The organism is Streptomyces ambofaciens ATCC 23877, from assembly GCF_001267885.1.
In the GTDB taxonomy this organism is placed as follows: domain Bacteria; phylum Actinomycetota; class Actinomycetes; order Streptomycetales; family Streptomycetaceae; genus Streptomyces; species Streptomyces ambofaciens.
Map to the genome: position 1 here is coordinate 6,940,836 of NZ_CP012382.1, position 25,740 is coordinate 6,966,575.

The window sequence follows — 25,740 nt, forward strand, 5'->3', positions numbered from 1 at the left end:
CGGTGAGGCGGCCGGGCGGACAGCCGTCGTACCGCCGCTGCGGCGTGCCTGGACGTCCAGCCGGTATGCCCGATATATCACTGTCGGGTGTCCTGTCCCTCTCGCCCCGCTCGTTCCCGCGTCGCACCCGCGCCCTCGCACGGACCCGCATGACCGCGCTCGTCCTGTGCCACTTCGGGCTGGCACTGTTCGCCGCGCCGCTGGTGAGACGCTGGGGAACGCGCGCCTTCCTCGTACTGGCCCTGCCACCCGCGGCGGCGGCCGTCTGGGCGGCCACCCGGTGGAGCACGACGGCCGCGGGCGGCGCCGACACCACCGAGTGGGCCTGGCTGCCGGCCTACGACGTCGACTGGGCGCTGCGGCTGGACGCCCTCGCCGAACTCATGGTGCTGCTCGCCGCGGGAGTGGGCACGCTCGTCCTGCTCTACTGCGCCTCCTACTTCGACGACCGGTCGCGGCACCTGGGCAGGTTCGCCGGGAACCTCCTGGCGTTCGCCGGGGCGATGCTCGGCCTGGTCCTCGCCGACGACCTCGTCCTGCTCTACATCTTCTGGGAACTGACGACCGTCTTCTCCTACCTGCTGATCGGCCAGAGCAGCGACCACAAGCGGAATCGCCGCAGCGCCCTGCAGGCGCTGACGGTCACCACGCTCGGCGGACTGACCATGCTCGTCGGGTTCCTGATCCTGGGTCACGAGGCAGGCACCTACCGGATCTCGGCGATCCTCGCCGACCCGCCGCCCGCGTCGGCGGCACTCTCCACGGCGATCGTGCTGATCCTCGTCGGCGCCCTCTCCAAGTCCGCGATCTGGCCGTTCAGCCTCTGGCTGCCCAACGCCATGGCCGCCCCCACCCCGGTCAGCGCCTACCTGCACGCCGCCGCGATGGTGAAGGCCGGCGTGTACCTCATCGCCCGGCTCGCCCCCGCGTTCGCGGAGGTCACGCCCTGGCGGCCGCTGCTGCTCGTCCTGGGCTCCGCGACGATGCTGCTGGGCGGCTGGCGGGCGCTGCGCCTCAACGACCTGAAGCTCGTCCTCGCCCACGGCACCGTCAGCCAGCTCGGCTTCCTCACCGTCCTCACCGGCGCGGGCCGCCACGACACCGGCCTCGCCGCCACCGCCATGATCCTCGGCCACGCCCTGTTCAAGGCCCCCCTGTTCCTGGTCACCGGGATCATCGACCACGCCACCGGCACCCGCGACCTGCGCAGGCTCTCCGGGCTCGGACGCCGGCTGCCCGCCGTGTGCGCCGTCGCCGCGATCGCCGGGCTGTCCATGGCCGCCGTGCCGCCGCTGCTCGGCTTCGCCGCCAAGGAAGCCGCCTTCCAGTCCCTCCTCGACGGAGACACCGCCGACCGCTGGGCGCTCGCCATGACCGTCGTCGGCTCGGCCCTGACCACCGCCTACACCCTGCGCTACCTGTGGGGCGCCTTCGCCCGCAAGCCCGGCCTCCCGGACACGGAGGCGCACGCCGTCCCGCCGGCCTTCCTCGCGCCGCCCGCCGTCCTCGCCCTCGCCTGCCTCGTCCTCGGCCCCGGCGTGTCCTGGCTCCAGGGCCTCCTCGGCACCTACGCCGGGCAGTTCCCCGTGCCCGGACACCCCTACCACCTGGCCCTGTGGCACGGGCTGAACCCGGCCCTCGGCCTGTCCTGCGCGGCGTGGGCCGGCGGCCTGCTGCTGTTCCTCGCCGCGAACCCCGTCCTGCGGGTCGGACAGGCCCTCGCCTGGCGCTCCGCCGACCGGGTCTTCGGACGGTGCCTGCTCGCCCTGGAGCGCACCGCCCTGCAGTGCACCGGCTTCGTGCAGCGCGGCTCGCTGTCGGTGTACCTGGTGACGACGATGAGCGTGGTCCTCGCCGGACAGCTCGCCGTCCTCCTCGCGGACGAGCCCTGGACCTCGGTGCCCGCCCCGCGCTGGTGGGACCATCCGGCCCAGGCCGCCGTCGCGGTGCTGACCTGCGCCGCGGCCCTGCTGTGCATGGGCGTGCGGCGCCGGATGAAGGCCGTCGTGCTCGCCGGGCTCACCGGCTACGGCACCGCGCTGCTCTTCGTCACGCAGGGCGCTCCCGACCTCGCGCTGACCCAGTTCTGCGTGGAGACCGTCTCGATGATCGTCTTCGTGCTGGTGCTGCGCCGCATGCCGGTGCACTTCGAGGAGAACTACAGCCGGTGGCGGCGCCTGCTGCGGATGCCGGTGGCGCTCGCGGGCGGCGCCTGTGTCGCCCTCGTCGTCTGGATCATGGCGGGGCACCGGCGGGCCGACAGCGCCGGGGCGGCGATGGTGGAGGAGACCGCCCACCACGGCCTGAAGGACGTCGTCGCCACGATCCTCGTCGACCTCCGGGCCTGGGACACGATGGGGGAGTCCGCGGTGCTCGCCGCCGCCGCGATCGGCGTCACCAGCCTCATCTACCTGCACCGCCGCACCGACGGCGCCGAGCAGCCCGTACTGCCCCTGCCCGGGGACCACCCGCACGCCGCCCTGCGCACCGCGTGGCGGGCGACTCCGTACGAGTCGGCGGGCCTGCCCAGCGGTGACGAGGGCGGGCCGGAGCGGACCTGGCTCGCGGCCAGTTCCACGCTGGCCCCCGAGCGCCGCTCCCTCGTCCTGGAAGTGGTCGCGCGGCTGATCTTCCACCCCATCCTGGTCCTCTCCGTCTACCTGCTGATGTGCGCGGAGAACCTGCCGGGCGGCGGCTTCGTCGCGGGGCTGACCGCCGGTGTCGCCTTCATCACCCGCTACCTCGCGGGCGGCCGGCACGAGCTCGCCGACGCCGTGCCCTTCAAGCCGGGCCTGTTCACCGGGCTCGGCCTGTTCGTCTCGACCGGGGTCGCGCTGGGCGGCCTCGCCGAGGGCACCGTGCTGCACGGCTGGACCTGGAAGGGGCACCTGCCCGTGTGGGGCGACGCCCACCTGTCCACCGCCGTCCTCTTCGACTGCGGCGTCTACCTCCTGGTCCTCGGCGTGGTCCTGGACATCGTCCGGGCCCTCGGCGCGCGCATCGACCGGCACATCGAACGGGCCGCCGCGCGCAGCGCCCCGCACGGAGAGGCGGGCCCCGCGTGACCGTCAGCCTCTCCCTCCTGGTGTCCGCCGCCGTCCTCGCCGCCGTCGGCGCCACCCTGCTGCTGACCCGGTCCCTGACCCGGATCCTGCTCGGCGCGGTCGTCCTCGGCAACGGCGTCAACCTGCTGGTGCTCGCCTCGACCGGCAGCGCCGGCGAGGCGCCGCTGCTCTATCCGAACGTCATCCGCAACCGGGTCACCGACCCGCTGCCCCAGGCCATCGCCCTGACCGCGATCGTCATCACCCTCGCCACCACGGCGTTCCTGCTCGCCATGGCCTACCGCAGCCACCAGGTCACCGGCTCCGACGAGATCAGCGACGACACCGAGGACCGGCTGGTCGCCCTGCGCGCCGAGTTCCTCCACCGGCGCAGCGAACTGCGCGACCGCTACCGCGAGGCCCGCGCCGAGCCGGGCACCGACCCCGAGCTGGACGCCCGCTACCGCGCCGCGCGCAAACGGCTGCGCAGGCGGGTCCGCGAGGAGCGCGCCTACCAGGCCCGCGCCACCGACGTCTCCGGAAACCTGTGGAACGACATCCTCGGCGCCGACCCGGAGGACTACCGCGAGGGCCGGGAGCGGGGCTCCACCGACGCGGCGGGCAGGCCGGGGCCGGCACCGGCCCGCGACGCCGGGCCCTCCAACGACCCCGAGGAGACCGGCCGCGAACCCGACTCGCACCCCGGCGAGGACTCCTGCCACCCGGTGCCCGACCAGCCCGACGACCTCGGGGGCGCCGGTACGGAAGGCACCGAAAGCCCCGAAGGAGCAGAAGGCGCGGAAGGGCCCGAAGGCCCCGAGGACACCGAAGGCCCCGAAGGAACAGACGGCACGGAAGGAACGGAAGAACCCAGGTGAACGCGCTCGTCCCGCTCCCCGTCCTGCTGCCCCTGTGCGTCACGGGCCTGAAGCTGGCCATCGGTCCGCGGCTCCAGCGGTTCCAGCGCTTCATCAGCCTCGCCGTGCTGGGCGCGGTCCTGGTGCTCTCCGTGCTCCTCATGGTGGCCGCCGACCGCCACGGCCCGCTCAGCGTGCACCTCGGCGACTTCGCGCCGCCGATCGGCATCACCCTGGTCGCCGACCGGCTCGCGGGCCTGATGCTCACCGTCTCCAGCGCCGTCACCCTGCTCGTCAACGTGTACTCGCTGGGCCAGGGCATGGCCGACCGGGACGACCGGACGCCGGTCGGCGTCTTCCACCCCGCCTACCTGATCCTCGTGGCGGGCGTCTCCTGCACCTTCCTGGCCGGAGACCTCGTCAACCTCTACGTGGGCTTCGAGATCATGCTCGTGGCGAGCTTCGTCCTGCTCACCATCGGTGGCACCGCGACCCGGATCCGGGCCGGGTCGACGTACGTGATCATCTCGCTGTTCTCCTCGGTGCTCTTCCTCGTCGCCATCGCCATGACCTACGCCGTGGCGGGGACCGTGAACTTCGCCCAGCTCGCGGTGCGGCTGCAGGAAGTGCCGGTCGGGGTGCGCACCCTGCTGGAGGCGATGCTGCTCACGGTCTTCGCGATCAAGGCCGCGGTCTTCCCGCTCGCCGCCTGGCTGCCCGACTCCTACCCGACCGCGCCCGCGCCGGTCACCGCCGTCTTCGCGGGCCTCCTCACCAAGGTCGGCGTGTACTCGATGCTGCGCACCCAGACCCTGCTCTTCCCGGGCCGCCGCCTCGGCGACCTGCTGATGCTCGCCGCGCTCGCCTCCATGGTGATCGGCATCCTGGGAGCGGTGGCCCAGACCGACCTGAAGCGAGTGCTCTCCTTCACGCTCATCAGCCACATCGGCTACATGGTCTTCGGGATCGCGCTGGCCGGGCGCGGTTCGATCAGCGGGGCGATCGTGTACGTGGCCCACCACATCACCGTGCAGACCACCCTCTTCCTCGTCGCCGGGCTCATCGAGCGGCGCGACGGCACCACGGAACTCACCCGTCTCGGCGGCCTGGCGAGGGCGGCACCGCTGCTCGCCGTGCTGTTCTTCGTGCCCGCCATGAACCTCGCGGGCATCCCACCGCTCTCCGGCTTCATCGGCAAGCTCGGCCTGATGCGGGCGGGCGTCGACAACGGCGGCGGCTGGGCCTGGGCGCTGGTCGCCGGGTCCGCCGCCACCAGCCTGCTCACCCTCTACGTCATGGCGAAGGTCTGGAACCTCGCGTTCTGGCGCGACGCGCCGCCCGGCGCCGAGCACGAGGGCGTGGTGCTGGAGTCCGCGGAGGACGAACCGGACGACGACAGCGACGACAGCGACGACCGAGACGACGGCGACGACCGAGTCGACGGCGACGACAGAGTCGACAGCGCCGGCGACGACGGAGACAGGACCGGCGGGCACGGCGCGATGCCCGGCCCCGGCCCCGGCACCGGACTGCCGGTGCCGGCGGGCGCCGTGGTCCCCGCCGGTTTCCTCGGGCAGTCCATCACCACCACCAAGCGGCTGCCCTGGCCGATGCTGGCGGCGACCGGTGCCGCCGTCTCCCTCGGCCTGCTCTACACCGTGCTCGGCGGCCCCCTCACCACGTTCACCGAGGCCGCCGCCGCCGAACTCCTCGCCCGTACCCCCTACATCGAGGCGGTGCTCGGCCGGTGAGCAACCTCTTCCGCGACCGCTCCCCGTACAGCTGGTCCTTCCGTCTGGGCCGCGGCCGGCGCATCCTCGACCTGCCCCTGGTCGCCTGGCTCGCCGTCATCTGGGCCCTGCTGTGGGGCACCCCGTCCTGGGCCAACCTCGTCAACGGCGTCGTCGTCGCGGTGTGCCTGTGCCTCGCCTTCCCGCTGCCCGCCGTGGACATCGGTCTGCGGCTGCGCCCGCTGGGCATCCTGCGGCTGGCGGGCTACCTGCTGTACGACATGTTCTCCTCCAGCGTCGAGGTCACCCGGCAGATCTTCGCCAGGGGCCCGTACCACGCCGCCGTCGTGGCCGTCCCGCTGCGGGTGCGCAGCGACCTCATGCTCACGGCCACCGCCGTCGCCGTCTCCAACGTCCCCGGCGGCTCCGTCATCGAGGTGCGCCGGTCGACCGCCACCGTCTTCCTGCACGTCCTCGACGCCGACGACCCCGGCGAGATCGAGAGCGCCCAGCGGTCGGTGTGGCGCATGGAGGAGCTCGTCGCCCGCGCCTTCGGCACCGCCGAGGACATCGCCCACGCCGCCCAGCCCGTACCGGAAGGGGACTGAGCACCATGACCACCCTGAACGCCGTGGAGGACGCCATGCTGGCCGCCTCCGCCGTGATGGTCCTCCTCGCCGGCGCCCTGCTGCTGTACCGCATCTGGTACGGGCCGTCGATGCTGGACCGCGCCGTCGCCCTGGACGTGGCGGCGGCCCTCATCATCGCCGGCGTCAGCGTCAAGGCCGCCCAGGACGGGGACTCCTTCTACTTCCCGGTGATGCTGGTGCTCGCCTTCCTGGGCTTCACGGGTTCCGTGGGCATCGCCCGGTTCATCGCCGTACGCGACCGGCCCTCGGTGCGCGCGGACGGCCGGGAGGACCACCGGTGAGCGGCTGGGCCGAGGCCGCCGACCTGGTCGGGGCGACGCTGCTGCTCCTCGGCTGTCTCCAGTGCCTGCTCGGTGTGATCGGGATGCTGCGCTTCCCCGACGTGCTCTCCCGCAGCCACGCCGCCACCAAACCGCAGACCCTCGGGATCCTCCTCGTCCTGGTCGGGGTGGCGCTGCGGCTGCGTCACGGAATCGACCTGGGCACCCTCGCGCTCATCGTGTTCTTCCAGTTCCTCACCAGCCCGGTCGCCTCCCACCTGGTGGCACGCTCCGCCTACCGCACCGGACAGACGGGGTCCCGGGGCCTGCTGCGGGACGACCTGGACCCGCAGCTGAGCCCCGGGGAGCGGCCCGAGGAGTAGCCCCGGGCGGTGCTCAGAGCACGCAGCCCACGTGCGCCAGCGCCTGCTTGAGCAGCACCCCGTGCCCGCCCGGCATCTCGCTCTGCACCGCCGGGGACAGGGCCTCCTGAGGGCTGAACCACACCAGGTCCAGCGCGTCCTGGCGGGGCCGGCAGTCGCCGGTCACCGGCACGACGTAGGCGAGCGAGACCGCGTGCTGCCGGGGGTCGTGGTACGGCGTGACACCGTGCGTGGGGAAGTACTCGGCCACCGTGAAGGGCTGGAGCGAGGACGGCACCCGGGGCAGCGCCACCGGCCCGAGGTCCTTCTCCAGGTGGCGCAGCAGGGCGTCCCGGACCCGTTCGTGGTGCAGCACCCGGCCGGAGACCAGCGTCCGGCTGACCGTCCCGTCCGGCCCGATGCGCAGGAGCAGGCCGACGCTCGTGACTTCGCCGCTGTCGTCGACGCGCACGGGCACGGCCTCGACGTACAGGATGGGCATGCGTGCGCGTGCCATCTCGAGTTCGTCGGTCGTCAGCCAGCCCGGCGTGGTTTCGGTCATGTCAGACATCGCTTGATCATACTTTCAGCCGTTCCTGCTTCCCGGGCGGCGCTCCGGGACTGTGACGGGTCCCACGCCGCTCAGCCGTCGTCGGCCGGGCCGCCGGGGAGCCGGTAGACCCGGCGGGCGTTGTCGCGTCCCGCCCAGCGCGCGAGGCGCAGCGCGTCCGGCAGGGACATCTCGTCGGCGGCCAGCCGTTCCCGGAGCAGCCCGGCCAGGCCCTGGCGGAAGGCCAGTGCCCCCAGGTGGTGGAACTCGGCCAGGCCGTAGGCGTCGGAGCTGTACAGGAGTTTGCGGAAGGGGGTGATCTCCAGCGCCTCCGCCAGGATTCGCGCCCGCACGGGCGGGGCCGACGTGGTGCAGGGTGAGCCCCACGTCGAAATAGACCCGTTCGAAGACCGCCGACAGGTAGGCCGCCTGGCGCTGGTAGGGCCAGCAGTGCAGCAGCAGGACGGGGATCGTGCCGGCGGTCAGGTGCAGCCAGTCGGTCAGGCGAGCGGGGTCCACGCGGTGCAGGCGGATGTCGCTGTCGCCGAAGCCGGTGTGCAGTTGCAGGGGCCTCCCCAGGTCCACCGCGGTCCACAGCAGGTGCCGCACCAGCACCGGGTCCTCGAGTCGGCCGCCGCGGGCGAGCCACCGCCGGGCGGCCTCGGTGACCCGGCCGGGCGAGGGGCGGGCCGGGTCCAGGTCGAAACCGGTGCGGTAGGCCGCCACCGACTTGACGCCCACCACGCCCGGTCGCCCCACCGCCTCCCACGCGGCCGTGCGGAACGCCTCCGCGTACGCGTCCGGCTCGACACCCCCGGCCGCCACCGCCTCCGCGACACCCTCCAGCCGGACCACCTCGTACGCCACCGCGCCGGCCGCCCCGGCCAGTTCCCCGGGCGAGGTCGCCCGGTGCGGCGCGTGTCCGGTGTCCACGCAGAACACGCCCGTGCCCGCGGCGCGCAGGAACCGCCGGTTCACCTCGGCCGCGCCCAGCTCCGCCCGGCGGGCCAGGTACGCGTCGACGGGAGCGTGGCGCGGCAGGTCCAGCAGGGGAGCGCAGTGGCGGCGGACGGCGAGGCCCACGGGGGTGTCGAACGGGGAGACGCCGGGCCACGCCTCGCCCTCGGTGAGGAGGGACTCGAAGCCCGCCCGGTCCAGCTCGTCGGTGACGGCGCCGTGGCAGTGGTGGTCCACCAGGTCCAGTGCGGCGAGCGTCTCCTGGACGGCTCCGGCGGTCATGTCAGTACGTCCAGCGGTAGGCCGCCGCCACCCCGTCGTCGTCGAGCCCGTCGACGGCGTCGATCTCCCCCCGCCGGACGGCGGTCACCGCGTCGGCGAGGACCGGCCCCAGCGCGGCCCGGAGCACGTCGTCGGCGCCGAACGCCTCGACCGACTCCGCGAGCGACTCCGGCAGCCGGCGCACACCCCGCGCCGCGGCCTCGGCCGCGTCGTACCGGACCGGGTCGCCGGTGATCTCCTCGGGCAGCGAAGCCGACGACGCGAGCCCGTCCAGACCGGCGGCGATCACCGAGGTCAGGGCGAGATAGGGATTGGCGGCGAGATCGACCGGCTTCACCTCCAGGTTCGACGCCCGCTCGCGCTCCCCGGCCGTGCCGGTGACGACCCGCAGGGCGGCCTCACGCGTCTCCCGGCCCCAGGCGGTGAACACCCCCGCCCATTGCGAGGGGCGCAGCCGCAGACGGCTGGCCGGGCTCGGCGCGGTCAACGCCGTGAGCGCCGGGAGGTGGTCCAGCACGCCCGCCACGAAGGACTCGGCGTCGGCCGTCATGCCGTACCGGCCCGGCCCGCCGGCGTGCAGGTTCCGCCCCTCGCGCCAGGCGGAGATGTGGAGGTGTCCGCCGTTGCCGACGCCCTGCCCGAGGACCGCGGGGGCGAAGGAGACCCGCAGCCCGTGCCGCCGGGCCACCGCCCGGATCGTCTGCCGCACCAGCACGCTGCGGTCGGCCGCCGCCACCGGGTCGAGCGCACCCACCGAGATCTCGAACTGCCCCGCCGCGTACTCGGGGTGCAGCTGGTCCACCTCCACGCCCTGCGCCGCGAGGGCCGCCAGCAGGTCGGCGGCGCAGTCGCTCAGCTCGATCTGCCGGGTGGCGCCGTACGCGGGGCCCGACACCGCCGGGACGAAGGCGTCGCCGTCCGCGTCTCCGCGGCCCGCGGCCCACTCGATCTCGACGGCGGCCCTGAAGGCGATGCCGTGCCGCTCGGCGGCCCGCGTCACCGTCCGGCGCAGCACGGTGCGTCCGCACGCCGGGTGCGGCTCGCCCTCCTGCGTGATCCGGTCGACGGGCGCCCAGGCCCAGCCGGGCTGTGCCGCCAGGACGGTCAGCCGGTCGAGGTCCGGGTAGAGGCGCAGATCACCGTCGGGGGAGCCGAGGACGTCGGTGGCGACGATCGCGTCGTGCGCCAGGAAGGTGTCGAACACCGGTGACATGCCGACGCCCCAGGCCGCCGCCGCGGCGAGCTTCGCGGTGGGGACGGTCTTCACCCGGGCGATCCCCGCGGTGTCGACGTAGGCCAGCACGACGCCGTGCACGCCCTGCCCGGACAGCTCACCGCTGAGGGCGGTGGCCCGCTCGACCTCACCCGGGCGTCCGCCGGGGACGGGGTCGCTCTCGCTCACGTCTCGGCTCCTTCACGCGTGCGCCGTCCGACGCGCACCATTGTGCCGTTCGGTGATCAGGCTGTCCGGGTTTCGCCCGAGGTGCGCACAGGGCGGTGCGCCGGGCGGCGTGCCACGGGGCCTGGTGCCGGAGCCCGCGGTGAGGAGCGGTCAGTCCATGGTGGTGGGCTGCGGCGACGGGGTTCCGCCGTCCAGGACGGTCTTCAGCCGCTCGGTGCCCTGGCGCACCGCCTGCTCCACGGCGGAACCCTGACCACCGTCCAGGCCACCGCCGGTGACGGTGAGGGCCGAGGTGCCGACGCGTACGGCGGCGATGTCCAGGGTGAGCGTGGCCGGGGCGTCGGCGGCGTCTCCCCGCACCGTCACGTGCAGGCCCTGCCGGGCGTCGCCGGTCTCGGGCACCGACGCCTCGGTCACCTCGACCGTGCGCTTCCCGCCCGCGGAGTCGGTCGCGGTGAACCGGTCGCACGTGTCCGGCAGGGTGCCCATCCACTTCAGGCGGGCGTCCAGGCCGGCGCGGTCGTAGCCGGCGACCTGCTCCAGCAGGCGGGAGTCGCCCTGTTCGAAGCCGGTGAGCGCCGACGGTCCCGACGGCTCGCCCAGCAGGTTGTCGCGGTAGAGCCCGTCGAGCAGTTCCTGGCAGTCCGTCGCGTCGGTCTTCGCGGTGAGGAAGTCGGACACGTCGACCTCGCCGACGAGCAGCCGGTCGCGCCACTTGTCCGCGTCCTGCACCTGGTTCCAGCCGCCCTCCAGATCGGCCTCGGTGAGCAGGGCGGCTTTCGCGCCGGACTCGGTGAGGGCGGAGGGCGACGCGCTGGGGGAGCCGGTGGCCGAGCCCGAGGGGGAGCCGGTGGGCGAGTAGGTGGGTGCCTTCTTCGCCGCGTCCTGCTCGGCGGCCCGGGCCCGGGCGGCGGCGGTGTCCGAGGTCGCCTCCGAGGCGCCGCCCCCGTCCGAGCAGGCCGCCGAGGTCAGCAGCGCGCCCGCGGCCAGGGCGGCGGCCAGCAGACGGGCGGGGTGGGACGGACGACGGCTCATCGCGGGATGCCTCCTGGGACGGGAAACGGTGTCCTCAGCGCATCACCGCGCCCGCGGACGCACCAGCGCACGGGGCTGTCCGGGTGACCGTGCCGGAACGGCTTCCCACCGGGCCGCCGACCGTGCGCCGACCGAGGGCTCCTCGCGGCGGTGAGCGGTCGGCGTCCCGTGGCGGTGAGCGGGGGACAGCCGACGGCTACCGGGCGGCGCCGTCACACACCCCCACGGTTCAGTCGGCGTGGTCGAGGGCGTCCCGCGCGACTCCGCGGTCCACCGAGGCGCGGACGAGTGCCGCCGCGAGGACGGCGGGATCGGTCGACCCGGCGAGCTCCAGCAGGCGGCCGGGGTCGTCGGGCAGGCCGAGCCGCTGCGCACCCTGGAGGGCCTTGCGGTCCAGGTAGGGAGCGATCCCCGGCCAGACCCGCTGGACCTCACGCAGGAAGATGTCCGCGCCGGTCGGGCCGATCCCGGGGAACTCCTGGAGCAGCCGCCGCGTCTCGGGGACCTCGCCGTCCGCCTGCTCGCGCAGCCGGCGAAGATCCCCGCCCCACCGCTCGGTCAGCAGTTCGGCGGCGTCGCCGAGCTGGGTGGCGGTCCGCTCGTCGTAGCGCCGGTAGCCGCCCCGGCCGAGGGCGTCCACCCGCTCCTGCCAGTCGGCGCCGGCCATGCGCCGCGGGTCGCGCAGCCCCGCCTCGTGCAGGGCCCGGGCGGTCGCCACGGCGATCGAGCCGCGGATGCGGGCACTGAGCAGATGGGCGAGGACCAGCAGCCGGTACAGCGGCTGCGGGGTGTCCCGCAGCCGGATGCCCGCCTCCTCGGCGTACGTCCGCCCGTGCGCGTCGAGGAGTTCACGCAGGACACGCCCCGGGTCGCGGCTCACGGTCAGGGCTTGAGCGGGTCGTGACCGACTGTCATCAGCCGGTGCCGGAGCCCGGCGTCCTCGGCGCGGGGCTCGTTCTCCAGGTCGGCCTGCGACGTCACGGTCTCCACGACCTGGCGCATCGCACGGAGGTCGTCCTCCGTCAGGTCGGTGCGCCGTTTCTGGAGGATCGCGAGGACGTGCCGGCCGAGCGGCGAGCCGGCGTCGTCCGGCAGCGGCTCGGTCAGCTCGCCGGAGTCGCGTACCCGCAGCCAGTCCGCGAGTTCCGCGGAGGTCATGTTCACCACGCGGTGGAAGTCCTCCCACAGCGCGTCGAGTTCGAGGGCGTCGGCCATCGGGGCCCCTCATTTCGTCGTGCGTACGTGCGTACTCCGTGGTCGTTCCGTGGGAGCGGAGCGAGGCGTCCGACCCGGGGGAAGGCACGGCCCGGCCGCTCCACGGGGGCGCGGGTGCCCGTGGGGCAGCAGGTGCAAACGCCGGTGCGTACTCAGCGGGCGAGCACGCCGTCCAGGAAGTCCGTGACGTCCCTGAAGACCTCGGCCCGGTTCGTCTCGTGGAAGACCTCGTGCCGGGCGCCCGGACAGATCCGCTCGGTCAGGCCGCCGCCGGCGAGCCGCTCGACGCCGACGCGGCTGCCGGGCAGCGGCACCAGCCGGTCGTCGTCCCCGTGCACCCACAGCAGCGGCAGCCCTCCGACGTCACCGCCCTCGGCCACGGCGCCCAGGGTCCGTACGAACGCCTCCAGCGTCGGCCGCTTCATCGGGCCGTGCCACACCAGCGGGTCCGCCGCGTACGCCGCACCGACCGCGGGGTCGCGCGAGAGCGCGGCCGGGCTGATCGGGACGTCGGGGATCTCGTCGTGCGCGAGCAGCCGGCGCGGCAGTTCCCAGTCACCGATGACCGGCCCCGACAGCACGAGCGCGGCGGACCCGCCGGGATGGCGCTGGGCGTAGCGGGAGGCGATGAGACCGCCCATGGAGTGCCCGATCACGACCAGCGGCAGGTCCGGATGGGCGGTCCGGGCCCGCTCCGCCAGGGTGTGCACGTCGGTGACCACGTCCTCGAAGTCCTCGATCAGCACCCGTTCGCCGTCCGACCGCCCGTGTCCGATGTGGTCGACGCCGTACACGGCCGCGCCGTGGTCCGTCAGGACGCCCGCCACCTCGTCGTAGCGGCCGATGTGCTCGCCGTAGCCGTGCACCAGCAGCGCCACGTACCGGGGCGGCCCGGTGGTCCACTCGCGTGCGGCGAGCCGTCCCCGCGTTCCGGTCAGGACGTGCTCGTGGGCCTCGGTCATGGCTGCTCCGGCCGGGTCGGTGAAGGTCGTCCGAGGATCTTCCCAGGGAGGGCGCCGACGGTCTATAGTCCAAAACTAGCAGTGCTAATTAATGTGTGGTCCTCCATGGGGCCCGGATCACGGGTCCGGAGCCGTGGAGGCCGGCCGGACGGTGGTGTGCCGCCCGGCGACCGAGCGACGACGGTCAGGAGCTCTTGTGCGTCCCGTCCACTTCGCGGCCGCCCGCCGCACCCCGATCGGCAAGCTCCGCGGTGCCCTGTCCGGCGTGCGGCCCGACGATCTCGCGGCCACCGTGATCCGGGGCCTGATCGCCGACGTGCCCGCGCTCGACCCCGCCCGGGTCGACGACGTGTACTGGGGCGCCGCCAACCAGGCCGGCGAGGACAACCGCAACGTCGCCCGCATGGCCGCCCTCCTGGCCGGCCTGCCCGAGAGCGTGCCCGGCGCCACGGTGAACCGGCTGTGCGCCTCCGGCCTGGAGGCCGTCACCACCGCCGCCCGCACCATCGCCGCGGGCGAGGCCGACATCGTGCTCGCGGGCGGCTCGGAGTCGATGAGCCGTGCCCCCTTCGTGCTGCCCCGCCCCGACGAGGCGCTGCCGCACCGGATCGAGACCGTCGACACCCGGCTGGGCTGGCGCCTGGTCAACCCCGCGATGAAGGAGCTGCACGGCCTGCTGGCCATGGGCGAGACCGCCGAGGAGGTGGCCGAGCGGTACGGCGTCTCGCGCGAACGCCAGGACGAGTTCGCGCTGCGCAGCCACCGCCTGGCCGCCGAGGCCCGGAAGAACGGCCACTTCGACGACGAGCTGCTCCCGGTGGAGCGCCCCGACGGCGTGATCGTCGACGCCGACGAGTGTGTCCGCGAGGACACCTCCGTCGAGAAGCTGGCCCGTCTGGGGCCGGTCTTCCGCCCCGGCGGCACCGTCACCGCGGGCAACGCCTCCCCGATGAACGACGGCGCAGCCGGCCTCCTCCTGGTCAGCGAGGAGGCACTGAACGAGCTGGGTCTCGAATCCCTCGGACGCTATGTCGCGGGCGGCTCGGCCGGCGTGCACCCGGACGTCATGGGTATCGGCCCCGTCCCCGCCACCCGCAAGGTCCTCGCTCGCGCCGGCTGGAGCGTCGACGACCTCGCGGAGGCCGAGTTCAACGAGGCGTTCGCCGCCCAGGCCCTCGCCTGCGTGGACCAGCTGGGCATCGATCCCGGCCTGGTCAACCCCAGCGGGGGCGCCATCGCGCTGGGCCACCCGCTCGGCTGCTCGGGCGCCCGCATCCTGACCACCCTGCTCCACCGCATGCGCCGTACGGGAGCGGCCCGCGGGCTCGCCACGATGTGCGTCGGCGTGGGGCAGGGCAGCGCGGTGCTCGTCGAACGGCACTAGCCGGCCGCGTACGCCACCCCACCCGCAGAGCCGCAGCAAGGAACGGAGCAACACTCCATGGCAACCCTCTCCGTCGCCGCCGTCCTCGCCGAGAACGCCCGGCGCCGTCCCGACAAGGAGGCGCTGGTCGAGGGCGACCTGCGGCTGACCTTCGCCGAGGTGTGGCGGCGGGCCCGGGCCCAGGCCGGCGCCCTCACCGGCCTGGGTGTGCGGCCGGGGGACCGGGTCGCGCTGATGGCGCCCAACACCGCCGAGTTCCCGCAGGCGTACTACGCGATCGCCGCGATGGGCGGCGTCGTCGTCCCGGTCCACCTGCTGCTGTCGGCGGGCGAGGTCGAGCACGTCCTGCGCGACAGCGGCGCCACCCTGCTGCTGTGCCACCCCGCCCAGGCGGAGACCGGAGCGGCCGCCGCGCGGGAGGCGGGCGTGCGGATGGTCGCCCTCGGTGAGGAGTTCGAGAAGCTGGCGGCGGACGCCGAACCGCTGCACTCGTACGTCACCCGCGACGCCGACGACCCGGCCGTCGTCTTCTACACGAGCGGCACCACCGGCGTCCCCAAGGGCGCGGTGCTCAGTCACTTCAACCTGGTCATGAACGCGACCGTCAACGCCTTCGACGCCAACGACATCCGGCCCGACGACATCGCGCTCGGTGCCCTGCCGCTCTTCCACGCCTTCGGCCAGACGGTCTCCCTGAACTCCACCTGGCGCGCCGGGGCCACCCTCGTCCTGCTGCCGCGCTTCGACGCCGCGCGGGCGATCGACCTGATGGTGAAGGAGAAGGTCAACACCTTCCACGGCGTGCCGACCATGTTCGTCGCCCTCGCCGCCGCGGCGGGTGGCGCCGACGCCCTGCCCGGCCTGCGCGTGTGCGTCTCCGGCGGTGCCTCCCTGCCCGTCGCCGTGCTGGAGCGGTTCGAGGAGGCGTTCGGCGCGAAGATCTACGAGGGGTACGGGCTGTCCGAGACCTCCCCGGCGGCGGCCGTGAACCAGCCCGTGTTCGGGGCCAGGCCCGGCACCATCGGCCACCCCCTGTGGGGCGTGGACGTGGAGATCGCCCGCGCCGAGGTCGAGGGGCGGGTCGAACTGCTGCCGCCCGGGGAGCTGGGCGAGGTCGTCGTCCGCGGCCACAACGTCTTCTCCGGCTACCTGGGCCGTCCCGAGGCCACCGCCGAGGCGCTCGTCGACGGCTGGTTCCGCACCGGGGACCTCGGCACCAAGGACGACGAGGGGTTCCTGAGGATCGTCGACCGCAAGAAGGACGTCATCATCCGGGGCGGTTACAACGTCTATCCGCGGGAGGTCGAGGAGGTGCTGACGCGTCACCCCGGCATCGCGCAGGTCGCCGTCATCGGGCTCCCGGACGAGCTGCACGGCGAGGAGGTGTGCGCCGTGGTCGTCCCCGCGCCGGACGCCCCGCGGGACGCCGTCGGGATCACCGAGTGGTCCAAGCAGTACCTCGGCAAGTACAAGTACCCGCGCCGTGTGGAGTTCGCGGACGAGTTGCCGCTCGGCCCCAGCATGAAGGTGCTCAAGCGGGAGCTGCGCGTGCGGTACGCGGGAGGCTAGACGTGGCGGCCCGCCCCGGACCCGTCGGGGGCCGGGGCGGGGCGGGGTCCTCCGTGGTGTGGCCGGGTCAGCCCCACGCGGGGGCGGCGAACATGCTGGCCGCGTTGTATCCCGAGTGGGGATAGGTGGCGCCCCAGCTCACGGCCTCGGGCTGGCTGCGGGGGAAGTCCGCGGCGACCAGCGTCGCCAGGTCGAAGTAGGCCTCGCGGGTCCGCGGCTTCATCCGCTCCAGGTCGACCTCCGCGCCCGTGGCGAGGTGCTCGTCGAACGGGATCATGACCACGCCCCGGCAGCGGGCCCGGAAGTGGTCCAGGACGTCGTTCACCTTGACCATCTTGCTCTTCTTGCGGGCCTCGGAGATCACCGTGATGCTCCGCTGCACGAGGTCCTCGTAGTGGTGGGCGTTGAGCCAGTCCAGGGTGGTGCTGGCGCTGGTGGCGCCGTCCACGCTCGGCGTGGCGACCACGATCAGCTGGTCGGCGTGGTCCAGGACGGCGCGCATCGCGCTGTGCAGCAGGCCGGTTCCCGAGTCGGTCAGGATGATCGGGTAGTGCTGCCCGAGGCAGCCGACCACCTGCCGGTAGTCCTCGTCGTTGAACGCGGTGGACAGCGTGGGATCGGCCTCGTTGGCGAGGATCTCCAGCCCGCTCGGGGACTGGGAGGTGAAGCGCCGTACCGCCATGTAGTTGTCGAGGGCCGGGATCTCGGCCACCAGATCGCGGATCGTGGCGCCGGTCTCCCGGCGCACCCGGCGGCTGAGCGTGCCCGCGTCGGGGTTCGCGTCGATGGCGACGACCCGGTCCTGGCGCTCGGTGGCGAGCATGGCACCCAGGGCGGTCGTCGTGGTCGTCTTGCCCACACCGCCCTTGAGGCTGATGACAGCGATCTTGTGGCACTTCATCACCGGCGTGCGGAGGATGGCCAGCTTCTGCTCGCGCTCGCGCTCCGCGGACCTGCCGATGATCTTCAGGCGGCTGAGGCCCCGACGGTCGCCCGACCGGCCGCGCAGCAGGCGGTCGGAGGAGAGCTCGACCGCGGCGCTGTGACCGATGCGGCCGGAGTCCGCGGGCGGCCACAGCGCGGGGTTGTGGGGCGCCGGCGGACGCAGGTGCGGCGGCGCCGCGGAGGCGCCCTGCGGCAGGTGCACCCGTCCCGCGTAGGGAGTGGACAGGGGCTGCGCGCCGACGCCGTGCATGACGGGTACCGCGGGGTGGTGTTCCGCCGCGCCGGGGTGCGGCACGGCCTGGTGGGCGGCCGGGACGGCGGGGCCGGGCTCGGTCGGCGCGGCGCTCCGGGACCCGTCGGCGGCGTACGCGCCGGGGGCCGGCGGGGACGTGGCCGGACCCGTCGGCGCCGTCTCCACCCCTGGCGGCGGCGAGCTGTCGGCAGAGGTGTCGCGATCGGTGGTCACGATGAGTCCTTTCGAGAAGACGGTGAATCCGTCGGGCACCGGGACGGTGACGCGTCGACGGTCGTGCTCCTTGGCCGGCAGCACGGTCCTGCTGCCGGCCCGATGACCTGGGTCCTCGGCGCCGCGGAGACCGCCGGCCGGAACGGGGGTGAGTGCCGGCCGGCCGGAGGTCAGGCCCCTGAGCGGCGGTTCGGGCGAGCCGACGATCGTGGGACGGCCGAGACCACGCGCGAAGCGGTGTGCCCGGGGCCCCGCGGGGGCGAGCGCGGGAGGCCCGCCGGGCCCCGCGGGGAGGGCGAGCGGTACGTGCTCCCTCCGGCGCAGGACGGCCGGGGCCGTGCCGTCCGCTGCGGGGCCGACGGCCCGCATCGGTTTCGGCGGCGTGATCAGGGGGATCGGCGGGTCCGCGCGGACGAGGGTGCCGTCCTCGGCGAACGTCAGGCCCATGGATATGAACTGGGCCGCCGTCAGGACCTGCTTGTCCCCGCGCCGGACGAGCGCCGCGAGAGGAACGGCCCGGGCGTCGCCGTCGTGGGGCCCGGCCGACATCGCGTGCGCCGCCGGGCGGAGCCGTCCGGCCTGCACGGTCCGCTGGACGTCCGGCGGGACCTCGAGCCGGCTGCGCACGCGGAACTGGCCCGCCTTGAGGCTCTCCGTCCGCTGGAGCTGCACCTTCAACGGACCGACAAAGGCATATTGTTGCTGGTCGGCGTAGTCGCGCAGCTTCTGGACCAGATCCTCACCGATCATGACGAGGCACGCGCTGTACAGCTCGTGGTCGCCCGGACTGAGCTCCACGATGAAGCCGTTGGGTGCGATGGTGGTGTCCCGGTTCCAGATTCTGGCGTTGACGTCGCATTCGCGCCGCAGTGCTCCGATGAACTCCATGGGCTGGACCGCGGACTTGAAGACCTTGGCGAAAGTGCCGTTGATCAGAGACTCGAAACGCTGTTCGATCTTGGTGAGCGTTCTCACTGCGGCCTCCGAAATGCCGATCTGCCGCAATGCAGTCAGAAGGGGCGAGGGTGACAGATAATACGTATATAGCCACGTTCGGTGACCGGCGTCGGTGTGTCGCCGCAATTCACCGGATCGGTCGCAAAGTCCCTTGTCGCGTCGGTCGTGACGCCCCGCGCGCGGCCGGTCCCGGATGCCGCGACCTGGCCCTCCGGCCGGGCCGGGAGCGAGCCTCCGTCAGGTGCGCATAGCATCGATCTTCGCCATGGACACGATGACACTGTGGAACCTCACCGGCTGGGAGTTCGCCGCACTCGCCTTCGCGGCACTGCTCGTCGGCTTCTCCAAGACCGCCGTGAGCGGGGCCAACACGGTCAGCCTCGCGATCTTCGCGATGGTCCTGCCCGCGCGCGCCTCCACCGGCATCCTGCTGCCGGTCCTCATCGCCGGTGACCTGCTGGCGGTCCTCACCTACCGGCGGCACGCACACTGGCCCACGCTGTGGCGGCTGTTCCCGGCGGTCGCGGCCGGCGTGGTCGTCGGCACCGTCTTCCTCGTGTGGGCGAACGACGCGATCGTACGGACGTCGATCGGCGCTATCCTGCTGCTGATGGCCGCGGTGACGGTACGGCGCCGACGGCGGGCGGGCCCGGACGGGCGACCGGGTGAGGCCACACCCACCACGGGTCGGGCCAGGGCCCGCTCCTACGGCGTCCTGGGCGGCTTCACCACCATGGTGGCCAACGCGGGCGGTCCGGTGATGTCGATGTACCTGCTCTCCGCCGGCTTCCGGAAGCTCGGCTTCCTGGGCACGTCGGCCTTCTTCTTCCTGATCGTCAATGTCGCCAAGCTGCCCTTCAGCGCCGGCCTGGGCCTGATCGACGGCCGTTCGCTGCTGCTCGACGCCGCGCTCCTGGTGTTCGTGGTGCCCGGTGCCCTCCTCGGCACGTGGGCCGTGGGCAGGATCGACCAGCTCCTGTTCGAGCGCCTGGTGATCGCGGCGACCGTGCTGGGCGGCCTCCAGCTGCTGCTGGGCTGACCCGTAGCCTCGACCCATGTCCCCGCACGTGCTGATCCTCGGCGGCACCACCGAGGCCCGCCGCCTGGCCGCCGCTCTCACGGCGCGCCCCGGCGTCCGCGTCACCACCTCGCTCGCGGGGCGGGTGGCCCGGCCGGAGGCGCTGGCCGGGCAGGTGCGCACCGGCGGCTTCGGCGGACCGGAGGGGCTGGCGGCGTGGCTGCGCCGGCATCGCGTGGACGCCCTGGTCGACGCGACCCATCCGTTCGCCGCGACGATCACGGCGAACGCGGCCCGGGCCGCGGCGGCCACCGGCACCCCCGCGGTGATCCTGCGCCGCCCGGGCTGGCAGGCCGGCCCCGGCGACCACTGGCATCCGGTCGCTTCCCTCGCCGAGGCGGCCGACGTGCTGCCGGACCTCGGCCACCGCGTCCTCCTCACCACCGGCCGCCTCGGGCTGGCGGCCTTCGCGCACCTGCGCGACCTGCACTTCGTCGCCCGTTCGGTGGAGCGGCCCGAGCCGCCGCTGCCGCCGGACACCCACGTCGTCCTGGCCCGCGGCCCGTTCACGACGGCGGGGGAGAGGGCCCTGCTCCGCGAGCACCGCATCGACGTACTGGTCACCAAGGACAGCGGGGGAGCGGCCACCGCGGCCAAGCTCACGGCGGCCCGGGAGCTGGCCCTGCCGGTGGTGGTCGTCCGCAGGCCCCCGCTGCCGGAGGGCGCGCAGACGGTGCCCGACGTGCCGGCGGTCCTGGAGCGGCTGGGCCTCGCCGGGACGTGACCGGCGGGCGCGGGCGCCGCCGCGGTGTCCGTACCCTGGCCCGGCGTGTGGGGGCGTCTGTGCCCCGGGCCCGGTGCGTGGGGGCGTCTGTGCCCCGGGCCCGGCGTGTGGGGGCGTCTGTGCCCCGGGCCCGGCGTGTGGGGGGGCGTCTGTGCCCCGGGCCCGGTGCGCGGGGGCGTCCGTGCCCCGGGCCCGGTGCGTGGGGGCGTCCGTACCCCGACCCCGGCGCGCGGGGCCGTAGGTGCGCCGCCGCGTCAGGGGGACCCGCTGGTGGCCGCCTGTCGCACGCGCTCGGGGAAACCGTTGCCGAGGTCCTCGACCAGCAGGCGTTTGGCGATGGCGTCGACCGCCGCGCGCAGCTCCGCGTCCGAGGGGCGGCCGATGTCCTGCTCCACCCGGTCCTCCAGCCAGGCCGCCCAGGCCCGGCCGATCACCAGGGCCTCGCGGGCGCCCGCGTCGGTGTGGGAGAGGAGCGAGCCGTGGCGGGTCAGGAAGCCCTCCTCGACCATCCGGTCGAAGACCGGCAGCAGCACCTCCGGCGGCATCCGGCGACGGGCCGCGATCAGACCGAGGCTGGCGTGTCCGACCAGCCGCGTGAACAGTTCGACCTGCATGACGGCCCAGGCACCGGCGACGTCCAGCCGGGTGTCGCTGCCGGCGATGATCCGGCGGGCGGTGTCCAGCTCCGTACGGCCGATGATCTTCCCGACGGCGGCCTCCAGCGCCCGTCTGCTGCTGGCGTCGTGCGGTGAGGCGAAGCCCTCGCCCATGTCGGTGGAGCCCGCGCGGGCGCTGTCGCGCAACGGGACCTGCTTGAGGAACAGGGCGACGAGGAAACCGAGGGCGGCGACCGGCACCGTCCACAGGAACACGGTCTGGATGGTGTCCGCGTACGCGCCGACGATCGGCGCCGACGCTTCCGCGGGCAGCCGGTGCACGCCCTCCGGACTGGTCGCCGCCCCGCTGATCACGGCCGGATCGGCGGCGCCGGTCCGCGTGGCGTCGGACACGCCGTCCCGCAGGTTGGGGCCGAGCGCGTTGGCGTAGATCGTGCCGAAGACCGCGGTGCCGAAGGAACTGCCCAGCGTGCGGAAGAAGGTGACGCCGGAGGTCGCGGTGCCGAGGTCGGAGTAGTCGACGGTGTTCTGCACGGCGATGGTCAGCACCTGCATGGACAGGCCGATGCCCGTGCCCAGCACGAACATGAACAGCGACTCCAGCCCGGCACCCGTGGACGGCCCCATCAGCGACATCAGGTACAGGCCGACACCCATCACCAGGGTGCCCACGAGGGGGAACAGCCGGTACCGTCCGGTACGGCTCACCACGCTCCCGCTGAAGACCGACGCGATCAGCAGTCCGGCGACCATCGGCAGCGTCCGCACGCCCGAGACGGTGGCCGAGTCTCCGTCGACGTACTGCAGATAGGTCGGCAGATACGTCAGCGCCCCCAGCATCGCGAACCCCACGATGAAACTGAGGACCGAGCAGACCGTGAACACCGGGTTGTCGAAGAGCCGCATCGGCAGCATCGGCTCGGCCGCCCGGGTCTCCGCCCAGCAGAACAGACCGAGCGCGACCAGTCCGCCCGCGAACAGGCCGATGATCACGACCGAGCCCCACGCGTACTCGTTGCCGCCCCAGCTGGTCGCCAGGATCAGCGCGCTCGCACCGACCGCGACCAGCGTGATGCCCAGGTAGTCGACGACGGGCCGGGCGGCCGACTTCACCACCGGGATGGTGCGGGCGGCGGCGATGACGACGACGACCGCGATGGGCACGTTGACGTAGAAGGCCCAGCGCCAGGAGAGGTGGTCGGTGAACAGCCCGCCCAGCAGCGGGCCGATGACCGTGGCCACCCCGAACACCGCGCCGATGGCGCCCTGGTACTTGCCGCGCTCCCGCAGCGGGATGACGTCCGCGATCAGCGCCATCGACGTGACCATGAGACCGCCCGCGCCGACCCCCTGCATCGCCCGCCAGATGATCAGCAGCGGCATGCTCGTGGCCAGCCCGCACAGGAACGAGCCCGTGATGAAGACGATCGCGGAGACCTGGAAGACGACCTTGCGGCCGAACATGTCACCGAACTTGCCGACCAGCACCGTCGCCACGGTCTCCGCGAGCAGGTACGAGGTCACCACCCACGACATGTGCTCGCCGCCGCCCAGATCCGACACGATCGTCGGCAGCGCGGTGCCGACGATCGTCTGGTCCAGGGCCGCGAGCAGCATGCCCAGCATGATCGTGACGAAGACGACGTTGCGGCGGCGCTTGTCCAGTACGGGCGGCTGGGCGGTGGCGGTCCGTGGCGTTCCCTCGGCGACTGTCACACGGTCACGATCACACCGGTGCAGCGGCCACGCATGCGGGGGCGGTCCGCCCGGGTGCGGTGGTCCGCCCGGAGCCCGACCGCTCGGTAAGCGTCGCCCGGGTTGCGCCGTCGGCTATGCGTCGCCCGGGTTGCGCCGCAGGCTAAGCGTCGCCCGGGTTGCGCCGCAGCAGGTACGTGTCCATGATCCAGCCCTTGCGCTCCCGGGCCTCGGCCCGCAGCCGCTCGATGCGGGGCGCGGCCTCGGCGATCGGACCGGAGGCGAGGATCTCGTCCGGGGTGCCGAGATAGGCGCCCCAGTAGATGTCGATGTCCTGGTCCGCGTACCGCCGGAAGGCCTGGTGGGCGTCGAGCATCACGACCACGTCGTCCACGCCCTCCGGGAAGCCCTCCGCGAGCCGCCGCCCGGTCGTGATCTGAACCGGCCGCGCCACCCGGTTCAACCCGGTCCGGTGCCGGGCGACGAGCGAGGAGACACTGCTGATGCCCGGCACCACGTCGTACTCGAACGCCACCGCGCCACGCTCCAGGATCTCCTGCAGGATGCCCAGCGTGCTGTCGTACAGCGCGGGATCGCCCCAGACCAGGAACGCGCCGCTCTCGTCCTCGCCCAGCTCCTCGGCGATCATGCGTTCGTAGATGCCGGCCCGGGCACTGCGCCAGTCCCCGACGGCCGGGGAGTACGCCGCGCCGCCCGCCCTCCGGTCCCGCTCGGGGTCGCGGGCCTCGACGACCCGGTACGTCCCCTCCGGCAGGTGCGTCTCCAGCATCTCCCGGCGCAACCGCACCAGGTCGGCCTTTACCTCGCCCTTGTCCAGGACGAAGAACACGTCCGTGCCCCGCAGCGCCCTGACCGCCTGCAGGGTCAGCTGGTCCGGGTCGCCCGCGCCGATACCGATCACATGAATCTTCCGCACGCCACGAGTCTGCCGTACGCCACCGGCGGTACTCAGACCGGGCCGTCCTGCACCGGCGGTGCTGCCGCACCGGTGGTGCTCAGGCTGGGCCGCCTCGCACCGGTGGTGCTCAGGCTGGGCCGCCTCGCACCGGTGGTGCTCCGGCTGGGCCGCCCCGCACCGGTGGTGCTCCGGCCGGGCCGCCCCGCACTGGCACGGCCGGGCGCCGTACGCCCCCCGCCCGGCCCTTCAGCCCCGCAGCCGGGGTGCCCGCGCCCCCGCGTCCACGGCGGCGCCGCCCTCCACGTCCCCCGCCAGCTGCCGGGCCCATCCGGCGACCCCGCCCAGGTCGATCCCGTACGGCCGCGGGTGCCCGGACGCCGCGGCCGCCCACTCCGACACGGCCCCGGCCCCGCGGCGCAGCAGCCTGGCCCCGCCGGTGACATTGCCGCGTGCCGCGTGCGTGAGCCCGACGGCCAGCTGGGCCAGCCCCCGCCACAGCTCCCGCTCCTCCTCGGGCCCCGACTTCCAGGCGTCCTCGAAGACCTCGTGCGCGTGGAACGGCTTCCCCTCGTCCAGCAGCCGCTGCGCCTCCGTCACCGTCTCCTCGGGGGGCCGCACCACCCCCTCCGGCTGGCGGGGGACGCCGGCCGCGCCGTACGGCAGCGGGCGTCCCAGCCCGTCCCGCGGCCTGGCGTTGCGCGCGCGGCCCTCGTCGTCGCGGTCGCGGGCGTCCACCGGCCGGTCCGAGGCCGTGCTGTCCATGGGGCTGTCGGCAGGACTGTTCATGGGTCCGATTGTCCCCCGGCCGTGCCCGCTTAGGCGTGGCCCGGCGTGTGGGGTAAAGTGCAGTCCGCGTGATCGCGCGGTTCGCCGTGCGTGAGCACATCGGGACGTGGCGCAGCTTGGTAGCGCACTTGACTGGGGGTCAAGGGGTCGCAGGTTCAAATCCTGTCGTCCCGACTCGAAAGAGTCGCAGGTGAGAGGCCGTTCCAGAGAAATCTGGGACGGCCTCTGACGCGTTTGCGGGGGCCTTAGCGCCCAGGGGTGTCGGCCGCCGGCACCGCGCCGCGACCACGCCACCTCTGCCCACCCACCCCGCGGGTGCGGGGAGCGGCCGCCCCGGTTGCTGCGGGGCGGTCCGTCGTCGGGAAAGCGCTCGGAAACTGCCCTCAACGCCGATAAACGCGCAGGTCAAGCAGTCTGCTCTCCGCACCTGCGGTGATGGTCCCCACAAGTCCAGCACTCGGGTGCAGGCTTCGGACTACTCCCCGCGCTCCCGCAGGGATGAGCCTTCCTGGCGGTCAGCGACTGTCGTGCGCGCGCCTACCAGTACTCCTGGACTGGGGCGAGGGCGGAGACGGCGGTGTACGCGGCTTCGGCGCGGCGGGCTTCGGGTGTGCCCTGGGGAGCGTGGGCGAGGAAGGCGTGCGTGGGGCCGGTGAAGGTGATGCGTCCCTCTTGAAGGACGGTGACCTGATCGGCTTCCTCCGCCAGGTCGGCGATGTCGTGGGTGGACATCAGCACGCGGACCTCGTCCGTGGCGAGACCGGTGATCAGGTCCCGGAAGACGCGGCGCTGGGTGGGGTCCATGCCGGCGGTCGGTTCGTCCAGGAGGAGGGTGCGAGCGCCGTGAACGAGGGCGGAGGCGACACCGACGCGGCGGAGCTGGCCGCCGGAGAGCTTCTTCGCTCTGACGTCGGCTCGGTCGGCCATGTTGACCCGGTCCAGGGCGGCGAGTGCGGCGTCCCAGGCGTCGGGCTTCTTCATACCCTTCAGCCAGCCCGTGTAGGCGACCTGCTCCCGTGCGGTCAGGCCGGTCATCGGGATGATGGTCTGCGGCATCCAGGCCACCTGCTTGAGGTAGGCGAACTCGCGGGAGGCGAGGCCGCCCATGCGCACGGTCCCCGACCGGGGCTGGTACAGGCCGCTGGCGAGTTTGAGCAGCGTGGACTTGCCTGCCCCGTTGGGGCCGAGGAGGACGGTGAATCCGTCCGGGACGATGTAGTCGAGGCCGGGGATGACCGGCGTGCCGGCGCGTCCGTAGCCGAAGGAGCAGGAGTCGAAGGCGATGGACATGCGG

Annotated in this window: 21 protein-coding genes, 1 tRNA gene and 1 pseudogene; 11 read left to right on the forward strand and 12 right to left on the reverse strand. The window is 73.6% G+C overall.

The window, feature by feature from the left end; translation table 11 throughout:
• The first annotated feature begins 149 nt into the window (after positions 1-149).
• From SAM23877_RS30570 to mnhG, 6 genes are read left to right on the forward strand one after another with little or no spacing between them, the layout of a single operon-like run.
• Positions 150-3,065 carry a Na+/H+ antiporter subunit A gene (locus tag SAM23877_RS30570; RefSeq protein WP_053140032.1) on the forward strand — a complete coding sequence of 972 codons (2,916 nt, stop codon included), beginning with the start codon at positions 150-152 and terminating at the stop codon, positions 3,063-3,065.
• Positions 3,062-3,922: a Na(+)/H(+) antiporter subunit C gene (locus SAM23877_RS30575; protein ID WP_079030532.1), complete on the forward strand. Its 861-nt coding sequence runs from the start codon at positions 3,062-3,064 to the stop codon at positions 3,920-3,922. The genes SAM23877_RS30570 and SAM23877_RS30575 overlap by 4 nt, the downstream gene beginning before the upstream one ends.
• Positions 3,919-5,652, forward strand: coding sequence for a Na+/H+ antiporter subunit D (locus tag SAM23877_RS30580; RefSeq protein ID WP_053140034.1), 1,734 nt, complete (start codon positions 3,919-3,921; stop codon positions 5,650-5,652). The genes SAM23877_RS30575 and SAM23877_RS30580 overlap by 4 nt, the downstream gene beginning before the upstream one ends.
• A complete protein-coding gene (locus SAM23877_RS30585; protein ID WP_053140036.1) occupies positions 5,649-6,239 on the forward strand; it encodes a Na+/H+ antiporter subunit E in 591 nt (196 codons plus the stop codon). Before SAM23877_RS30580 ends, SAM23877_RS30585 begins: the two co-directional genes overlap by 4 nt.
• A gap of 5 nt (positions 6,240-6,244) precedes the next feature.
• Positions 6,245-6,562, forward strand: coding sequence for an MrpF/PhaF family protein (locus SAM23877_RS30590; protein ID WP_053140038.1), 318 nt, complete (start codon positions 6,245-6,247; stop codon positions 6,560-6,562).
• On the forward strand, positions 6,559-6,924 hold the full coding sequence (gene mnhG, locus SAM23877_RS30595) for a monovalent cation/H(+) antiporter subunit G (protein ID WP_053140040.1): 366 nt from the start codon (positions 6,559-6,561) through the stop codon (positions 6,922-6,924). Before SAM23877_RS30590 ends, mnhG begins: the two co-directional genes overlap by 4 nt.
• Positions 6,925-6,937: 13 nt before the next feature.
• On the opposite strand, the gene SAM23877_RS30600 is transcribed toward mnhG, so the two are convergent.
• From SAM23877_RS30600 to SAM23877_RS30630, 7 genes and pseudogenes are all read right to left on the reverse strand, one after another.
• Positions 6,938-7,465: an NUDIX hydrolase family protein gene (locus SAM23877_RS30600; protein ID WP_053140042.1), complete on the reverse strand. Its 528-nt coding sequence runs from the start codon at positions 7,463-7,465 to the stop codon at positions 6,938-6,940.
• 80 nt (positions 7,466-7,545) lie between these two features.
• A pseudogene (locus SAM23877_RS30605) lies at positions 7,546-8,692 on the reverse strand (amidohydrolase family protein).
• Position 8,693: 1 nt separating this feature from the next.
• Positions 8,694-10,094, reverse strand: coding sequence for a type I glutamate--ammonia ligase (locus SAM23877_RS30610; RefSeq protein ID WP_053140044.1), 1,401 nt, complete (start codon positions 10,092-10,094; stop codon positions 8,694-8,696).
• Between the two features lie 150 nt (positions 10,095-10,244).
• Positions 10,245-11,129 (reverse strand): hypothetical protein, encoded by an 885-nt coding sequence (locus SAM23877_RS30615; protein ID WP_053140046.1) that lies wholly within the window; start codon positions 11,127-11,129, stop codon positions 10,245-10,247.
• Positions 11,130-11,358: 229 nt separating this feature from the next.
• Entirely contained in the window at positions 11,359-12,009 is a 651-nt protein-coding gene (locus SAM23877_RS30620) for an HhH-GDP family DNA glycosylase (RefSeq protein WP_053140047.1), read from the reverse strand.
• A 2-nt stretch (positions 12,010-12,011) separates the two neighbouring features.
• Positions 12,012-12,344, reverse strand: coding sequence for a DUF3140 domain-containing protein (locus SAM23877_RS30625; RefSeq protein WP_053140050.1), 333 nt, complete (start codon positions 12,342-12,344; stop codon positions 12,012-12,014).
• A gap of 152 nt (positions 12,345-12,496) precedes the next feature.
• Complete coding sequence (locus SAM23877_RS30630; RefSeq protein WP_053140052.1) at positions 12,497-13,306, reverse strand: alpha/beta hydrolase; 810 nt, start codon at positions 13,304-13,306, stop codon at positions 12,497-12,499.
• 196 nt (positions 13,307-13,502) lie between these two features.
• Here SAM23877_RS30630 and SAM23877_RS30635 point away from each other — a divergent pair, with 196 nt between their 5' ends.
• Together SAM23877_RS30635 and SAM23877_RS30640 are read left to right on the forward strand one after the other, a co-directional pair.
• Positions 13,503-14,690: a thiolase family protein gene (locus SAM23877_RS30635; RefSeq protein ID WP_053140054.1), complete on the forward strand. Its 1,188-nt coding sequence runs from the start codon at positions 13,503-13,505 to the stop codon at positions 14,688-14,690.
• A 57-nt stretch (positions 14,691-14,747) separates the two neighbouring features.
• On the forward strand, positions 14,748-16,259 hold the full coding sequence (locus tag SAM23877_RS30640; protein ID WP_053140056.1) for a long-chain-fatty-acid--CoA ligase: 1,512 nt from the start codon (positions 14,748-14,750) through the stop codon (positions 16,257-16,259).
• 67 nt (positions 16,260-16,326) lie between these two features.
• On the opposite strand, the gene SAM23877_RS30645 is transcribed toward SAM23877_RS30640, so the two are convergent.
• The gene (locus SAM23877_RS30645; protein ID WP_053140058.1) at positions 16,327-18,645 is read right to left on the reverse strand and encodes an FhaA domain-containing protein; all 2,319 of its coding nucleotides are present in this window, start codon (positions 18,643-18,645) and stop codon (positions 16,327-16,329) included.
• A gap of 247 nt (positions 18,646-18,892) precedes the next feature.
• Here SAM23877_RS30645 and SAM23877_RS30650 point away from each other — a divergent pair, with 247 nt between their 5' ends.
• Together SAM23877_RS30650 and SAM23877_RS30655 are read left to right on the forward strand one after the other, a co-directional pair.
• Positions 18,893-19,666 carry a sulfite exporter TauE/SafE family protein gene (locus SAM23877_RS30650; protein ID WP_053140060.1) on the forward strand — a complete coding sequence of 258 codons (774 nt, stop codon included), beginning with the start codon at positions 18,893-18,895 and terminating at the stop codon, positions 19,664-19,666.
• A 16-nt stretch (positions 19,667-19,682) separates the two neighbouring features.
• Entirely contained in the window at positions 19,683-20,429 is a 747-nt protein-coding gene (locus tag SAM23877_RS30655) for a cobalt-precorrin-6A reductase (protein WP_053140061.1), read from the forward strand.
• A 254-nt stretch (positions 20,430-20,683) separates the two neighbouring features.
• Here SAM23877_RS30655 and SAM23877_RS30660 read toward each other — a convergent pair whose 3' ends face one another.
• From SAM23877_RS30660 to SAM23877_RS30670, 3 genes are all read right to left on the reverse strand, one after another.
• Complete coding sequence (locus SAM23877_RS30660) at positions 20,684-22,762, reverse strand: MDR family MFS transporter (protein ID WP_053140063.1); 2,079 nt, start codon at positions 22,760-22,762, stop codon at positions 20,684-20,686.
• A gap of 142 nt (positions 22,763-22,904) precedes the next feature.
• Positions 22,905-23,678 (reverse strand): precorrin-6A synthase (deacetylating), encoded by a 774-nt coding sequence (gene cobF / locus SAM23877_RS30665; protein ID WP_053140065.1) that lies wholly within the window; start codon positions 23,676-23,678, stop codon positions 22,905-22,907.
• A 228-nt stretch (positions 23,679-23,906) separates the two neighbouring features.
• Positions 23,907-24,446 (reverse strand): DUF309 domain-containing protein, encoded by a 540-nt coding sequence (locus tag SAM23877_RS30670; protein ID WP_053140067.1) that lies wholly within the window; start codon positions 24,444-24,446, stop codon positions 23,907-23,909.
• A 100-nt stretch (positions 24,447-24,546) separates the two neighbouring features.
• Here SAM23877_RS30670 and SAM23877_RS30675 point away from each other — a divergent pair.
• Positions 24,547-24,620 (forward strand) — tRNA-Pro (locus tag SAM23877_RS30675).
• A gap of 363 nt (positions 24,621-24,983) precedes the next feature.
• Here the strand turns inward: SAM23877_RS30675 and SAM23877_RS30680 are convergent.
• On the reverse strand, positions 24,984-25,736 hold the full coding sequence (locus SAM23877_RS30680; protein WP_053140070.1) for an ABC transporter ATP-binding protein: 753 nt from the start codon (positions 25,734-25,736) through the stop codon (positions 24,984-24,986).
• Between the last annotated feature and the right edge of the window lie 4 nt (positions 25,737-25,740).